This is a genomic window from Millisia brevis NBRC 105863, assembly GCF_001552615.1.
GTDB lineage: Bacteria > Actinomycetota > Actinomycetes > Mycobacteriales > Mycobacteriaceae > Millisia > Millisia brevis.
The window spans coordinates 305,232-319,361 of sequence record NZ_BCRN01000001.1 but is presented as its reverse complement, the minus strand read 5'-3'; the positions used below and the strand labels follow the sequence as shown (position 1 = coordinate 319,361).

Below are 14,130 nucleotides of genomic sequence, written 5' to 3'. Positions count from 1 at the left end.
GTCGATCGGGTACGTCTACCCGCGCGTAGCGCGGGTGAGCGTGCCGAAACGCACGTACGGTCGGTGGGTGCGTGGATGGGCCTTTCTGCTCGGGGTGGTGGTGCTGGTCTCCGGCTGTGCGAACGGGTCGGTGGCCGAGCAGCCGGCGGCGGGGACGATCGAGGCGTCGGCGTACCGCAGCCGCGACGATGATGCGCGCGGCGGCCGCTTCCAGATCACCGTCACCAATGCCTCCGACGCGGCGATCACGCTGCAGACCGTGCAATTCCGATCGCCCGCATTCGCCGAGACCCCGCCCTCCGACCGGCCGCTGAGCATGGGCCCCGGTGCGCGCCTCGACGTTCCGGTCACCTTCGGCACTGCCGACTGCGCCGCCTCGGTCCAACCGATCGAGGCGGTGGTGGCCTATCTCGACGCCTCCGGCGCATCGGCTACCGAGACGGTGCCGCTTGCTCAGCCCTACGACATCATCGACCGCATCCACAACGAGGAATGCGCGGCGGAGCGGATCGCCGAACGGATCTCGATGACCCTCACCCTCGACGGGCCGGCGGACTCGACCGGAGGCGTGCCGACCACCGGCTTCCCGCAACGCCACGCGACGCTGACGATCGGGCGCGGCGACGCCGCGCAGACCGATCCCATCCGAGTCGACGAGGTGGCCGGATCGGTGGTCTGGAATGTCGTCTCCGATCCGGCGCAGCCATTGCCGGTGACAATGGAAGCCGACTCCGATCAGCTTCGGGTGCCCTTGTTGATCGGTCCGGCGACCTGCGCCGATCACGTCGTCGCGGATTCGAAGAAGCCATTCGTTTTCCCCGTGTGGATCGCCTTCGGCGACGGCGCACCGGAGTATGCGCGCATCCCGGTCGGCGATCCGACTCGAAGCGACCTCTCGGAATATCTGGGTAACATCTGTCACGGCAGCTGAGCGGCTGTTTCCCGGATCACCGAAACGACCTTGGGGCCGCTGCTTTCCGCGTGCATGTAACTCCGGCGTGCTACCGTCCGATTCCTCAATCGTGTCCGGAAAGATGCCAGAAGTTGACCATGCGGCGAGGGGTCGTCCTATGCCACCACAGCTCGTTTCCGTGATCGTCCCATTCCTGAATACGCGTGTGCCCATTGAGGAGCAGGTGCGCGCGCTGTTGGCGCAGGACTACGCCGGTCCGCGTGAATTGGTCTTTGCCGACAACGGATCGACCGATGGCACCGCCGAATACCTGCGCGACCTGCCGACACCCCCCGACGGCACCACGATCCGGGTGGTCGACGCGAGCGATCAACGCGGCGCGGCGCACGCCCGCAATGTCGGTGCCCTGCACAGCCGGGGGGACCTGCTGGTCTTCGTCGACGCCGACGATGTCGCGCATCCGACCTGGCTGTCCGGCATCGTCGCGGCCGCCGACAACTACGACGCGGTCGCCGGTGAACTCGAGGGGGAGAGCCTCAACTCCCCGGAGGTGCTCGCCTGGCGCCCGGTCACCACCATCCGCGAGTCGTTCGAACGAGCCCGCTTCCTGCCCTGCGCGCCGGGCGGCAACGTCGGGGTGCGCCGCGATGCCTTCTGCGCGATCGGCGGCTTCGACGAGAGCTACCGCATCGCCGGCGAGGAGCCCGACTTCGCGTGGCGGCTCCAGCTGGCCGGCTATACCCTCGGCTACACGCCGGAAGCGGTTGTCTCCTATCGTCTTCGGGATTCGCGACGGAAGCTGGTGCGGCGCCTGCACGCATTCGGGATCGCCGAGGCCCGCACCTACGCCGAGTTCCGCGACTACGGTCTGCCCGGCTGGACGCCGCTGGAGATCGCGATGGCCGCGCTCTACGTCATCACGCGCAATCCGCTTCTGCCGCAGGCGGTCACCAAGCTCGATCGCACCCGGTGGGCCTCGGAGGTCGCCTTCTTCGCCGGTCGGTTGCGCGGGACCGTCCGCCGCTGGCCGCCGCGCCCGGCGCCGCATCCGGAGTCGGTGCGCGGACGCCTGCGCGCCCAATACGGCTGCCCGGGCGCCGACGAGTCGGATCCGACGGAGCGCAGCGCCTGAGCGGCCGGCCGATCACCGCTGGCAGCCGGGACACCACCGGATCATGCGTTCGTCGTCGCCGGAATCCCCGCCGCCGAGCGTGCCGGTGCGGATGATCGTGCCGCAGCGCAGGCAGGGGCGGCGGGCCCGTTCGTAGACCCAGGTGGATCGCCCGCGCCGCCGGTCGCCGGTGGTGACCCGCACCGGTCGATCGCGGTTGGCCACCAGCAACCGGTGCGCCAGGTCGACCCAGGCGTCCGGGTCGCCCGCCCGACCCACCGGCGTCGCCGGGTGCACCCCGCGCAGAAAGCACAGTTCACACCGGTAGACGTTGCCGACGCCGGCCAGCAGGCGTTGGTCGAGCAGCGCCAACCCGATCGGACGGTCCGGGTCGCGTGCCAGATTGGCCGCCGCGACCCCGGCATCCCAGTCGGGGCCGAGCAGGTCGGGACCCAGCGGCCCGATCGCCTTCTCCTCGTCGGCTATCGGCACCACCTCGGTGATGCCGAGCGAAAAGCCCACGGCCTGCGCGCCGTCCACCCCCAGCACGATGCGCGCGGTATGCGCCGGCCGCCGCCACCGCGCCGGCGGCCGGTAGACCTCCCAGACCCCCTCCATCTTCAGATGGGTGTGGATGCTGTGCGCGCCGACGCGGATCAGCAGATGCTTGCCGCGTGAGAGTGCCGCGTCGACCCGGAGACCGGTCAGGTCGACGGTCGCATAGCGCGGCACCCGGATATCGCAGCCGGTCAGCACCTGCCCCTCCAGGGCGCCGCGCAGCCGGGCCGCCGTCTGGAAGACGGTGTCCCCCTCAGGCATTCGTGGCCGTGATCCCCGGGCTCACGGGTTGGCGCGCAGCAGTTCGGCCACGTCGCGCACCAGGTTCGCCGCGCCGCGGTCGTATCGCTGTCCGTTGACGAAGAACGCCGGCGTGCCGTTGGCGCCGCTGCGGATGCCGCCTTCGAAGTCGTCCTCGATCCGCTTGTACAGCGGGTTCGACTGATCGGCGATGCTGTGCTCGAAGTCGGATACCGACAATCCGGCCCGCCCGATGATCGCCTCGTAGAGGCTCGGGCCCAGCCGGTCCTGCTCGGCGAAGAGGGTGTCGTGGACGTTCCAGAAGTCGCCGTGCGTCCCGGCGTATTCGGCGGTCAGCGCGGCGGGCAGGGCCTGGGGGTGCATCTCGGTCAGCGGAAAGTTGCGGAAGACCAGCGCCACCCGATGGCCGTGGGCGGCGAGCATCTGCTCGAGCAGCGGCTCGGCCTGACCGCAGTAGGGGCATTGGTAGTCGCCGTATTCGACGATCACCAGCGCGGCGTCCTTCGCCCCGCGGATATGATCGTCCGGTCCGACGGGAGGGTGCAGGCTCATCTCTGACTCCTTCGGGAAATGGGAATGACGATCACGCCGACAGCGCGTCCAGGGCGTCGAGCACGCCGTCGACGCCGGGGTTGACCGCGGTGGGGGACAGGTAGCTCCAGGTGATCACCCCGTCCTTGTCGATGACGAACAGTGCGCGCTTGCTGAAGCCGTGCTCGGTGTCGTACGCGCCGTAGAGCCGCGAGACCGCACCCTTCGGCTCGAAGTCCGCCAGCAGGTCGAAGTGCAGGTTCAGGTGTTTGATGAACGCCTGGTGCGCCCAGACGCTGTCGACCGAGATGCCGACCACGACGGCATGGTGTTTGCGCAGCAGCGGAAGCGCCTGGTTGAACACCGCCAACTCGTCGCCGCAGACGGCGCTGAAGTCGGCCGGGTAGAACACCAGGACCGCCGGGTTGCCGCGCAGTTCGTGCAGGGAGAGGGTCTGATCGGGAGTCGCGTGAAGGGTGAAGTCGGGGGCGGTGGTTCCGGGAGCCAGCACCCCGGTTGCGATATCCGTGTCGGTCATGGATTCGATTCTGCACCGAAATTCGCGACGGAATCTGCTACGAACGAACCCATGAGCGACGATTCGTCGGATACCCCCTTTCACGACCTCGACAGCTACCTGGCGCTGCCGCGGGTCGGCGGGTTGGCGCTCTCGCCGGAAGGCACCCGCCTGGTCGCCGTGATCTCGGCGCTCGACGACGCCGGCACCGCCTACGTCTCGGCGCTCTGGGAGATCGACCCGGCGGGTATCGCCCCCGCGATCCGGCTGACCCGCGGGCCGAAGGGGGAGAGCGCGCCCGCCTTCACCGCCGCCGGGGATCTGCTGTTCATCGCCACCCGGGTGCGCGGCGATCAGGCTGCCGACAAGGCCAAGCCCGCGGTATGGCTGCTGCCGGCCGACGGCGGTGAGGCCCGCCTGGCCGCCGGCCGCCCCCACGGGATCGCCGCGTTCCTGCCCGCCCGGGACGCGTCGACGCTGCTGGTCACGGCGGCGACCCTGCCGTCCGCGGTCGACGAGGCGGACGAGCGGCGGCTGCGTGACCTGCGGTCCGAGGGCAAGGTCTCGGCGATCCTGCACAGCGGCTACCCGGTGCGCTACTGGGATCACGATCTGGGCCCCGACGCGCCGCGACTGTTTGTCGGGGAGGTGGGTGAGGCCCCGGCGACGCTGCGCGATCTCACCGGTGCGGTCGGCTCGGCGCTGCGGGAGGTCAGCCCGAGCATCGGCGCGGACGGCGCCCTGGTGGTCGTCGACCTGCAGGTCGCGGGCGCCCGCGGCGTCGTGCGCAGCGTCCTCGAGGTGATCGACACCGCCGACGGCTCCCGCGCCCGCATCCTCGACGACCCGGACGCCGACCTCTCTCACCCGCGGATCAGCCCCGACGGTAGGTCGGTCGCCTACCAGCGCGAGACCCTCTCGACCCCACAGAATGCGCCCCGAAGGCAGCTGTGGATCGCCGATATCGACGGCGGACGGCCGCGTCCGCTCGCACCGCAGTGGGATCGGTGGCCCGAGCAGACCGTGTGGCTGCCGGACGGATCGGGACTGCTGGTCGTGGCCCACGACGACGGGCGTGCGCCGATCTTCCGCATCCCGATCGACGGGGAAGCGCCCGAACGGGTGACCACCGATGCCGCCGCCTACTCCGACGTGCACGTGGCCCCGGACGGATCTGTGGCGTACGCGATCCGGGCGGCCTACGACGTGCCCCCGGAGGTGGTGCGCATCGACCTCGGCGACGGTGCGGTCACCGCCCTGCCGGGGCCGATCGGGCGCGCGGAACTGCCCGGCACCCTGCGCGAGGTCGAGACGACCACCGCCGACGGGGTGCGGGTGCGGTCCTGGCTGGCCGTGCCCGCCGATGCGTCCGCGCAGCGGCCCGCGCCCCTGGTGCTGTGGATACACGGCGGCCCGCTCGGCTCCTGGAATACCTGGTCGTGGCGGTGGTGCCCGTGGCTGCTGGTCGCCCGCGGCTACGCGGTGCTGCTACCGGACCCGGCCCTGTCCACCGGCTACGGCCAGGAGTTCGTCCAACGCGGCTGGGGCGCCTGGGGCGGTCCGCCGTTCACCGACCTGATGGCCGCCACCGACGCCGCGGAACTCGAGCCCGATATCGACGCCGACCGCACCGCCGCGATGGGCGGCTCCTTCGGCGGCTATATGGCCAATTGGGTGGCCGGGCACACCGATCGCTTCGACGCGATCGTCACCCACGCGAGCCTGTGGGCGCTCGACGCCTTCGGACCGACCACCGACTACGCCTTCTACTGGGCACGCGAGATGACCGACGGTATGGCGCTGGACAATTCACCGCACCGGCACGTGGCCGATATCCGCACCCCGATGTTGGTCATCCACGGGGACAAGGACTATCGCGTGCCGATCGGCGAGGGCCTGCGGCTGTGGTACGAACTGTTGTCCGCCTCCGGACTGCCCGCCGCCGACGACGGCACCACCGTGCACCGATTCCTGTACTACCCCAACGAGAACCACTGGGTGCTCACGCCGCGGCATGCCAAGCTCTGGTACCAGGTGGTGCTCGCCTTCCTCGGCGAGCACGTCCGGGGCCTGCCCGCGGACTACCCCGAGACCCTCGGCTGACCGGCGGCCTCGATCAGGGCGCCGAGCAGCAGGCGCAGCTCGCGCTCCCCGCCGTCGTCGTCCTCGGGATGGAACTGGACCCCGAGCACCCAACGGTTCGGATCCTCGACGCCCTCGACGACGCCGTCGAGCGCGCGGGCGGCCACGACCAGCCCGTCGCCGACCCGGTCGACCGCCTGATGGTGGCCCGACCGGACGACCAGGGTGCCGGGGCCGACGATGCCCGCCAGCCGGGTCCCCGCCACGACGGTGATCTTCTCGTCCAGGAAGAGCGGTTCGTCCGGGCCGCCGTGGTGCAGCGCGTAATCGGTGATGTCGGGGATGATCGACCCGCCGTAGGTCACATTGATCAACTGCGATCCCCGGCAGATCCCCAGGACCGGGTACCCGCCGTCGGCGTAGTCGGTGATCAGCGCGATCGAGGCGCGATCGACCGCCTCGTCCACACCGTAGGAGTTCGGCACCTCGCCGGACGGTCCGCCGTAGCAGGCCGCCGCGATATCCCCGCCGCCGAGCACGAACAGCGCGTCGGCGTCGACCGCCGCGGCCGCCAACTCCTCCGGCACGGAGGAGTCGACCAGGGTGTACGACGCCCCGGCGGCGGTGAGGCCTTCGAGGGCGGTGCGGGTGAAGCGCCGCACCAGCTCCGCGGTCGACTCGGTCAGGTCCGGATAGTTCAGCGAGCCCAGTACCGCGACGTGTGGTCGGCCGGGCGAACGGTCCAGCGCGCCGGGATCTTCCACCTCGGCTCGGGTCACAACGGGTGTCACCGACACGTTTTCAGTCCTCCAGTTGTAGCGGGATCGACCGTCCGGGTGGGACGATCACGTCCGATCCCCATCGGTCACATACTTTTCCGCGCGCTCGATCAGATCGACGAAGAGCGCGGTATCCGTCGGACTCGTCGCGTGCAGGTCCTCCGGATGCCACTGCACCGCCAGGACGGTGCCCGCGGTGTGCTCGAGTGCCTCGATGCAGCCGTCGGCCGCTCGGGCGGTGACCACCAGATCGCGGCCGACCGTGTCGATCGCCTGGTGGTGATACGACGACACCGGAACGGTCGGCGCACCGACGATCGCCGCGAGCCGGGAGCCCGCATCGACCGCGACATCGTGGACCGCGCCGCGGTGGACGACCGGTCCGGGCTCGAGGTGCTGGATCAGCGTGCCGCCGAGCGCGACGTTGAGCACCTGCATCCCCCGGCAGATCGCCAGCGTCGGGATGCCGAGCGTCAGCACCGCGTCGACCACCCCGAAGTCGAGGTCGTCGTCGTGGGTCATCGGCGGCTCGGACTCCGGCGCGGCAGACTGCCCGAAGCGGGCCGGGTCCATATCGCCGCCGCCCGGCATGACCACACCGCCGAAGCGGCCCAGCCGGGCGACCAGGTCGGCCGCCGGGTCGGCATCCGGCCCGTGCAGGGCGAGCGGCTCGCCGCCGGCCGCCCACACCGCCTCGGCGATTGCCTCGGCCATGATCGTGCCCGAGAAGCGCAGCACACCGACCTGCGGACTGCGCCTGCCCGGCACGGCGATCAGCGGCCGCATGCGTCCACCGTCGTGTCGCGCGGGCTCACCGGTCGACCTGCTCGGCGAAGGGGTAGTCGAGGGTCGGCAGCCACTTCTGCCAGACCTCGCGATGCCGCCCGTCGGCGATGATCGCGGCCATCGCGGCGTCGATCAGCGCGAAGGTCTCCGGCCGATCCTTCGCGACGCCGACCGCCCACGGGTTGTTGGTCTTGACCACGAAGGCCAGCTCGAAGTCGGGGTCGGAGTCGCCGAGCGGAACGAAGACCACGTCGTCGTCGACGACGCCGAAGACCTCGCCGGCCCGCAGCGCGGCCAACATGTCCTGGTAGACGTTGTCGGTCGCGAAGGTGACGACCTCGGCGTCGGGGAAGGTGCGCGCCAACCGCTCGTTCGCCGACCCCTCGATCGCCGCGATCCGCCGGCCCGCCAGATGCTCGGGCCCCGGCACCGCTTCACCGCGACGGGTCAGCAGACCCTCGTGGAAGACCCCGTAGGGCCGGGCGAAGTCGACCACCTCCAGCCGGGCCGGGATGACCCCCTGCCCGCACAGGACGGCGTCGACCTCGTGGTCGCGCACGGCCGGCAGCATCCGACCCCACGGCATGATCGCCCATTCCAGCCGCCGGCCGAGCTGCTGCGCGAGCAACTCGGCCACCGCCGGTTCGAAGCCGGTGCGGCTGCCGTCGGCGGCCGCGAGGTCGAACAGCGGCGGCGCATCGGTGTCGATGCAGGCCAACCGCAGGACCGGAGCGGCGTCGACCGCCCCGGTCCCGTCCGGGCGTCCCGAATCGGCGTCCGTCACGGCAGATCGTTCCAGTACATATCGCGCTCCCAGGTGGTGACCGCGCTGTTGAAGCGGGCCCATTCGTCGGTCTTGTAGTCGACCAGCAGGTCGGACAGCTCCGGCCCCAACGACTGCTGCAGGTAGTCGTCGGCGCTGAAGGCCGAGATCGCCTCGCCCAGGCTCAGCGGCAGCTTGTCGAAGATCTCCGGCGCGGTCGACAGGTACGACGAGCCGACGGTCGGGTCGCCCGGCGAGGTCTTCTTCTTCAGACCGTCGTCGATCGCGGCGATCATGACCGCGTGCGAGAGATAGGGGTTGACCGAGGCGTCGGGCAGCTTGTACTCGAGTCGGCCGTTCGCCGACAGCCGCACGGTGCAGGTCTTGTTGTCCAGACCCCAGTCGATCCGCGAGGGCGCGAACTGGCCGGCGTCCCAGTACCGCTTGTAGGAGTTGACCGTCGATCCCATGATCAGCATCGCGCCCGGCGTGTGCTCGAGCAGACCACCGAGGGCGTACTGGCCCTGTTCGGTCAGGTGCAGCTCCTCGCGGCCGGTCTCCCGCAGGACGTTCTCGCCGTCGGCGGTCCACAGGCTCCAGTTGTGGTGGCAGCCGTTGCCCATATAGCCGGTACCGGGCTTGGGCATGAAGCTGCACTCGATGCCGAGCTCGCGGGCGACCTGCTTGGCGATCTGCCGGTAGGTGACGAGCCGGTCGGCGGTCAGATCGGCGTGGTCGTACATCCAGTTGAGTTCGACCTGACCGGCGTCCTCGAAGTCACCCTCGATCATGTCCAGGCCCATCGCCCGCGCATAGGTGATCACTTTCTGGTAGATCACGCGGTACCGCTCGAGGTGTTCGATGTGGTACGCCGGGGACGAATCCGGGCGGAAGGTGGTCTCGAAGCCGGGGCCCTCCCAGGTCATCTCCGGTTCGGTGCCGGTCCGCAGCTCCAGGCCGGTGCGCTCGGTGAAGTCGGCGTGCATCCGCTTGAGCAGGCCGCGGCTGTCGGTCGCCAGGGCGCCCCCGGCGTTCTCCGGTCGGTGGTCGGGCTCGTAGAGGCGACAGAAGAAGCGCGCGATGCTGGTATCCCAGGGCAGCACCTGGAAGGTGTCCAGGTCCGGGACCGCGGTGTACTCGGCGGCCTCGGTGCCGCCGCCGAGCAGCCGGCCGTCGCGGGTGGTCTGCAGGTTGGCGATCGCCGTGCGGTGCTGGTTGACGCCGTTGGTCGCGATTCGCTCGAAGTGTCCGGCCGGGACCACCTTGCCGACGACGCGGCCGGTGATCGTTACCGCCTGGTAGTAGATGAACTCCACCCCCGCGGCGTCGATCTCGGCGCGGATGTCGGCGAGTGCATCCGACGACGCATTCTGCTCGCGGTGTTGGTCGAGGGCAGTGCTCATGGTGGGCCTTTCAGGAGACACGTTCAAGGAAACGTTCGCGCAGCTGACGTTGACGCGCTGGGGGCAGATTGACGGCGACGGTGCCGATGAGCAAGCCGGAACGCCGATATGTAATCAGCGCCCCGTCCGCGAGTCGGTCGACATCACCCTCTTCGAGGATCGCCTCATCCGCCAGCGCGGGTGACCCGAATGCCTGCAATCGCAGGTCGAGCAGGTCGCTCCAGAACGACGGAATCGGCGTGAAGGGGGTGTCGGGCGCGGGCTCGTCGGTGAGCTGCGCGACCAGGGTGGCGGCCGCCCGCTTGGCGGTATCGGTCGGCATCGACCAATGTTCGACGCGTCGCGGCACGTCGTCGACCAGCGGATTCGGGAAGCGGGCGACGTCGCCGACCGCGACGACCCGCTCGGTGCCCGCGACGGCGAGGTTGTTGTCGGTCAGGACCCCGTCGCCCAGGTCCAGACCGTTGCCGTCGAGCCACTCGGTATTGCAGCGCGACCCGACCGCCTCGACGACGAGGCCGGCGTCGAGGACGCGGCCGTCGGCGAGGATCACCCCGGTCACCGCCTCCGTACCGGCGTAACCGGCGACGCCGACCCCCATCGCGAAGGTGACCCCGGCCCGTTCGAGGTGCCGTCGGACGGCGCCGCCGAGCCGCGGTCCGAGCGCCCGGGCGAAGGGCACCTCGGCCGGGTCGACGACGGTGACCGCCAGACCGAGCGTGTGCAGTGACGCCGCGGTCTCGCAGCCGACGAATCCGGAGCCGATCACGACCACCGAGGGCCGCGACGCGATCGCCGCCCGCAGGCCGAGCGCGTCGTCGAGGGTGCGGATGACGTGCCGGCCGGCCGCGGGTCCGGGCAGGTCGAGGCGGCGCGCCCGCAGGCCGGTCGCGACGACGAGCCCGTCGTAGGACAGCGTCGCGCCGTCGTCGAGCCGCACGGTGCGGGCGCCGAGTTCCGCGCCCACCGCGGCGCTGCCGAGCAGGAACTCGACGTCCGCGACGGACGCCCGGCGGCGGAAGGCGAGCGTCGCGTGCAGCCGGTCGACATCGTCATCGCCCGGATCGGCCAGCACGTCCTTCGACAGCGGCGGCCGGTTGTAGGGCAGGTGGACCTCCTCGCCGATCACCCGGAGGGGACCGGTGTGACCGGCCGACCGCAACTGCTCGGCAGCGCGCAGGCCGCCGAGCGAGCCGCCGACGATCACCACGCCCGGATCGGACACGATCAGCCCTGGTCGATCAGGATGGCCTGGACCGGGCAGACGTCGGCGGCGTCCTCGACCTCGTCGAGGTAGGCGTCGTCGACGGACGTTTCGTACTCGAGGATGCCCTCGTCGTTCATGCGGAAGGCGACCGGCGCCGCGATGGCGCACTGGCCGTGGTCCTGGCATTTGTCGAGGTCAACGCTGATTTTCATGGTTCGACTCCTCAGGTGCTTGCGGCGGCGGACCGTTCGGGGGCTGACCGAGCGGGGCCGGACGATCGGGGGCCGGCCGATCGGGATGTCACGGGGTGGAGCGGGTGATGCGGTTCGATCAGGGAGCCGCGGTGAACGAGATCGGCAGCACGATCGGTCCGGTATTTCCGGAGTCGGCCAACCACTTCTCGCCGGGCAGCAGCTTCGGGTCGCGCAGGCGACGGGCGAGCAGGGGCAGCGCCTCGCTCATATCGCTGCGGGCGACGAAGTGGCCCAGGCAGTGGTGCACACCGCCGCCGAAGCCGTAGTGCGGTTTGCGTTCGGCGGTGATGTCGAACGCCGACTCGCCGAAGACGCGCGGATCGGTGCCCGCGGACTCGGTGAACAGGTGCAGCGTGGTGCCGGCCTCGATGGTCAGGCCCTGGTACTCGAAGGTCTCGACCGCCTCGCGGGTCACCCAGCGGACGGTGGGGTTGACCCGCATGACCTCCTCGACGGCCTTGCCGCCGAGTTCCGGCTGCTCGGCCAGCAGCGCCCACTGGTCGGGGTGGTGCAGGAAGGTCTGCATCGCCAGGCCGAGCTGATTGCGGGTGGTGTCGTAGCCGCCGAAGATCAGCAGCACGATCGCGTCCCGCAGTTCCTTCGCCGAGAGGCGATCGCCCTCGCGCTGCGCCTGCACCAGCACGCTCATGAAGTCGTCGCGCGGATGGTCGATCCGATCGGCGATCAGGTTGTCGGCGTAGGCGTAGAGCCGTTCGAGGGCCTGTTCGATCTGCGGCAGATCCTGTTGGAGCGTGATGCCCATCGCCAGGCCCAGGGTGGCGGATTCGCGGGCGACGATCTCCCACTCGTCCTCGGGCAGGCCCAGCATGATCGCGATGACGCGTGCGGCATAGGGCTCGGCGAATTCGGTGGTGAACTCGCACTCGCCGCGGTCGGCGAAGTTGTCGATCAGTTCGCCGGCGAGCGCCTGGAAGCGCGGGACCAGACTGCCGATGAGCTTGGGGGAGAAGGCCGGGTTCATCAGTCGGCGCAACCGATGGTGCTCCTCGCCCTCCTTGTTGAGCACCCAGCTGTGGAACCACTCGGCGAACGGGCCGGTGGTGACCCCGTTGTGTGCGGGCCACGCCACGCTGCCCTGGCGCAGTTTCGGATGCTTCATCAGCTTGGCGGCTTCGTCGTACCGCAGGACCGCCAGGCCGAACTCGGTGTGGGCGTACCAATTCTGTTCGCGGGCACGGTGAACCACGTCGGACGTGATCGAGAACGACGGGTCCGTGATCGCCAGGCGGGGCGCCTCGTCGGTTTCGGTGATGGTCAAGTCACCCTCCTCTGGGCCGTGGGGGATATTCATCTAAGGCTAGATGTTTAACGGGGATGCCGCAGCGCGAATGGGAAAATTGGTCGTCACCGGTGCCGGAGGGCTGGGGGTTCGCGGCTCAGGAGGGGGTGGCGGCGAGGGCGATCGTCCACCCGGTCCAGGCGGGAAGCTCGCCGACCGATCGCCAGCGCAGCCGATCCCGGGAGGGGTGGATCGCCAGCCGCTCGCCCGGCAGCCAGCGGGCGGTATTGGCGGCCACCACCGAGCGATCGGTGCCGACGATCACCGCATCGCCGGGCAGTCGCCGCATGATCGCGACCAGGGCGTGTTCGATGACGCCGGGAAGCATGTCGGCGCCCGCGACGCCGAGGAATCGGCCGTCGACGATCACCGGGACCACCGCCGTGATCACCAGGAAGTCGGCGCCCGCGTAGTCGACATAGGGGCCGAAGAGCGCCGGCGTGCGGTCCTGCTGCGCCCGGGAGAACCAGTCGGTGTCGAAGTAGTCGTAGAGCTCCGGGTCGCCCGGGGTCAGATTGAGTTTTAGGCGTCGAATGCCGGTCGCGCGGTGTTGAAACCACTGCAGGAAGCGGTCATTGTCGCGGACGACGCCCGCGCCCGCGGCGAAGCCGTGGCCGACCATCGTCGGGTCGTCGGCGAGTTGCCGGCGGATCATCGGTTCGAGGATGTCGAAGTCGGCGGCCGGTACGGCCGCCGAGGAAGCGGCGAGCAGGCCGGCCGCCTGCTCGGCGAGCGCGGTCAGCGGTGCGAGCCGCTGTTCGGCGTATCGATCGAGTTCGGCCACCACCGCCTCGAACACCTCGTCGCTCATTGAGGGTTCCCCTTCTCGCCGGCCTCGATCAGACGCAGATGGCCCGTGGTCAGACGCCGCAGGTTGGCGCGCACGTGGTGAGCCGCCGCCTGATGGGCGCCGTCCGCGTCCTCGGCGGCGATGCGCGCGGCGATCTCGTGGTGCTCGCGGCCGATCGCCTCGCGGTCCTGCGCACTCAGATGTGGCAGCCAGAGCATCCCGGCGGTCTCCGCCTGCAGGGCGACCTCGCGTCGCACCAGGCGCTCCGAGCGGGACGCGATCGCCACCTCGACGTGAAAGCGGGAGTCCGCCTTGACCCATCCGCCGCGGGAGGTCGCGGAATGGAGTTGGTCGACCAGCGTGTGGATGCGCCGCAGGCTGCGCGGGACCGCTCGTTCGGCGGCGAGGCGGGCGGCGGTCCCGGTGATCGCCAATTGTTCGTCGGCGATATCGCGCAGGCTCGACACCGAGGCGGCGAGCAGCCGGTCGAGGTCCGGCTTCTCGGGCGGCTCCGGCGGGCGTCGGACGAAGGTGCCGCCATTGCGCCCGCGCCGGGTCTCGACCAAGCCGCGCTCGCGCAGCGTCGAAATCGATTCCCGCAGAGTCATGATCGCCACGCCGAGCTGCCGCGCGAACTCCGCCTCCGGTGGGAGCTGCTCGCCGTCGGCGATCAGGCCCAGGTGGATCGCCTCGCTGAGGCGGGCGGCGATCTCCTCCGACCGGGCCGCGGTCGCCAGCGGTGCGATGAACGCGGCGGCGGACTCGATGGCGGGCTCCCTCTCCGGCTGGTGGTGGACAGCAAAGAGCATATGGCAGGTCGCCGGCCGAGCGCGGTTGCGGAGTAAATCGGGCAAAAGTCCCAACGCCGACATTTC

General features: G+C 70.2%; 15 protein-coding genes. 3 read left to right on the top strand and 12 right to left on the bottom strand.

Annotated features, from left to right (window positions below):
* The first annotated feature begins 67 nt into the window (after positions 1–67).
* Both MB1_RS01455 and MB1_RS01450 read left to right on the top strand, forming a co-directional pair.
* Positions 68–931 (top strand): hypothetical protein, encoded by an 864-nt coding sequence (locus tag MB1_RS01455; protein ID WP_157083848.1) that lies wholly within the window; start codon positions 68–70, stop codon positions 929–931.
* Complete coding sequence (locus MB1_RS01450) at positions 855–2,045, top strand: glycosyltransferase family 2 protein (protein ID WP_084350600.1); 1,191 nt, start codon at positions 855–857, stop codon at positions 2,043–2,045. Before MB1_RS01455 ends, MB1_RS01450 begins: the two co-directional genes overlap by 77 nt.
* 12 nt (positions 2,046–2,057) lie before the next feature.
* Here MB1_RS01450 and MB1_RS01445 read toward each other — a convergent pair whose 3' ends face one another.
* Genes MB1_RS01445 through MB1_RS01435 form a run of 3 tightly spaced genes read right to left on the bottom strand, consistent with a single transcriptional unit; the run spans position 2,058 to position 3,912 of the window.
* Positions 2,058–2,843 (bottom strand): DNA-formamidopyrimidine glycosylase family protein, encoded by a 786-nt coding sequence (locus MB1_RS01445; protein ID WP_066902934.1) that lies wholly within the window; start codon positions 2,841–2,843, stop codon positions 2,058–2,060.
* Positions 2,844–2,864: 21 nt separating this feature from the next.
* Positions 2,865–3,395, bottom strand: coding sequence for a DsbA family protein (locus MB1_RS01440; RefSeq protein WP_066902932.1), 531 nt, complete (start codon positions 3,393–3,395; stop codon positions 2,865–2,867).
* 31 nt (positions 3,396–3,426) lie between these two features.
* On the bottom strand, positions 3,427–3,912 hold the full coding sequence (locus MB1_RS01435; RefSeq protein ID WP_066902930.1) for a redoxin domain-containing protein: 486 nt from the start codon (positions 3,910–3,912) through the stop codon (positions 3,427–3,429).
* Positions 3,913–3,963: 51 nt separating this feature from the next.
* Between MB1_RS01435 and MB1_RS01430 the strand changes: the two genes are divergently transcribed.
* Positions 3,964–5,994, top strand: coding sequence for a S9 family peptidase (locus MB1_RS01430; protein ID WP_066902928.1), 2,031 nt, complete (start codon positions 3,964–3,966; stop codon positions 5,992–5,994).
* On the opposite strand, the gene MB1_RS01425 is transcribed toward MB1_RS01430, so the two are convergent.
* The 9 genes from MB1_RS01425 to MB1_RS01385 form a co-directional block, all read right to left on the bottom strand.
* Complete coding sequence (locus tag MB1_RS01425; protein WP_245649973.1) at positions 5,973–6,770, bottom strand: gamma-glutamyl-gamma-aminobutyrate hydrolase family protein; 798 nt, start codon at positions 6,768–6,770, stop codon at positions 5,973–5,975. The two genes, MB1_RS01430 and MB1_RS01425, sit on opposite strands and share 22 nt — an antisense overlap.
* A 48-nt stretch (positions 6,771–6,818) precedes the next feature.
* The gene (locus tag MB1_RS01420) at positions 6,819–7,538 is read right to left on the bottom strand and encodes a gamma-glutamyl-gamma-aminobutyrate hydrolase family protein (protein WP_066902924.1); all 720 of its coding nucleotides are present in this window, start codon (positions 7,536–7,538) and stop codon (positions 6,819–6,821) included.
* 25 nt (positions 7,539–7,563) lie between these two features.
* A complete protein-coding gene (locus tag MB1_RS01415; RefSeq protein ID WP_245649972.1) occupies positions 7,564–8,322 on the bottom strand; it encodes a substrate-binding periplasmic protein in 759 nt (252 codons plus the stop codon).
* On the bottom strand, positions 8,319–9,704 hold the full coding sequence (locus MB1_RS01410; protein WP_066902922.1) for a glutamine synthetase family protein: 1,386 nt from the start codon (positions 9,702–9,704) through the stop codon (positions 8,319–8,321). The genes MB1_RS01415 and MB1_RS01410 overlap by 4 nt, the downstream gene beginning before the upstream one ends.
* Positions 9,705–9,714: 10 nt before the next feature.
* Positions 9,715–10,929 carry an NAD(P)/FAD-dependent oxidoreductase gene (locus MB1_RS01405; RefSeq protein ID WP_218000158.1) on the bottom strand — a complete coding sequence of 405 codons (1,215 nt, stop codon included), beginning with the start codon at positions 10,927–10,929 and terminating at the stop codon, positions 9,715–9,717.
* A 2-nt stretch (positions 10,930–10,931) separates the two neighbouring features.
* The gene (locus tag MB1_RS01400; protein WP_066902920.1) at positions 10,932–11,123 is read right to left on the bottom strand and encodes a ferredoxin; all 192 of its coding nucleotides are present in this window, start codon (positions 11,121–11,123) and stop codon (positions 10,932–10,934) included.
* A 118-nt stretch (positions 11,124–11,241) separates the two neighbouring features.
* Positions 11,242–12,444: a cytochrome P450 gene (locus MB1_RS01395; RefSeq protein ID WP_066902918.1), complete on the bottom strand. Its 1,203-nt coding sequence runs from the start codon at positions 12,442–12,444 to the stop codon at positions 11,242–11,244.
* Positions 12,445–12,562: 118 nt separating this feature from the next.
* A complete protein-coding gene (locus MB1_RS01390; protein ID WP_066902916.1) occupies positions 12,563–13,276 on the bottom strand; it encodes a cache domain-containing protein in 714 nt (237 codons plus the stop codon).
* Positions 13,273–14,064 (bottom strand): FadR/GntR family transcriptional regulator, encoded by a 792-nt coding sequence (locus tag MB1_RS01385; protein WP_066902914.1) that lies wholly within the window; start codon positions 14,062–14,064, stop codon positions 13,273–13,275. Before MB1_RS01385 ends, MB1_RS01390 begins: the two co-directional genes overlap by 4 nt.
* Positions 14,065–14,130: the final 66 nt, after the last annotated feature.

What these genes read in the sequence shown, in the direction of transcription:
- MB1_RS01450 (WP_084350600.1), top strand. Translation starts at nt 855, where the DNA reads ATGCGCGCATCCCGGTCGGCGATCCGACTCGAAGCGACCTCTCGGAAT.
- MB1_RS01445 (WP_066902934.1), bottom strand. Translation starts at nt 2,843, where the DNA reads ATGCCTGAGGGGGACACCGTCTTCCAGACGGCGGCCCGGCTGCGCGGC.
- MB1_RS01440 (WP_066902932.1), bottom strand. Translation starts at nt 3,395, where the DNA reads ATGAGCCTGCACCCTCCCGTCGGACCGGACGATCATATCCGCGGGGCG.
- MB1_RS01435 (WP_066902930.1), bottom strand. Translation starts at nt 3,912, where the DNA reads ATGACCGACACGGATATCGCAACCGGGGTGCTGGCTCCCGGAACCACC.
- MB1_RS01430 (WP_066902928.1), top strand. Translation starts at nt 3,964, where the DNA reads ATGAGCGACGATTCGTCGGATACCCCCTTTCACGACCTCGACAGCTAC.
- MB1_RS01420 (WP_066902924.1), bottom strand. Translation starts at nt 7,538, where the DNA reads ATGCGGCCGCTGATCGCCGTGCCGGGCAGGCGCAGTCCGCAGGTCGGT.
- MB1_RS01410 (WP_066902922.1), bottom strand. Translation starts at nt 9,704, where the DNA reads ATGAGCACTGCCCTCGACCAACACCGCGAGCAGAATGCGTCGTCGGAT.
- MB1_RS01400 (WP_066902920.1), bottom strand. Translation starts at nt 11,123, where the DNA reads ATGAAAATCAGCGTTGACCTCGACAAATGCCAGGACCACGGCCAGTGC.
- MB1_RS01390 (WP_066902916.1), bottom strand. Translation starts at nt 13,276, where the DNA reads ATGAGCGACGAGGTGTTCGAGGCGGTGGTGGCCGAACTCGATCGATAC.
- MB1_RS01385 (WP_066902914.1), bottom strand. Translation starts at nt 14,064, where the DNA reads ATGCTCTTTGCTGTCCACCACCAGCCGGAGAGGGAGCCCGCCATCGAG.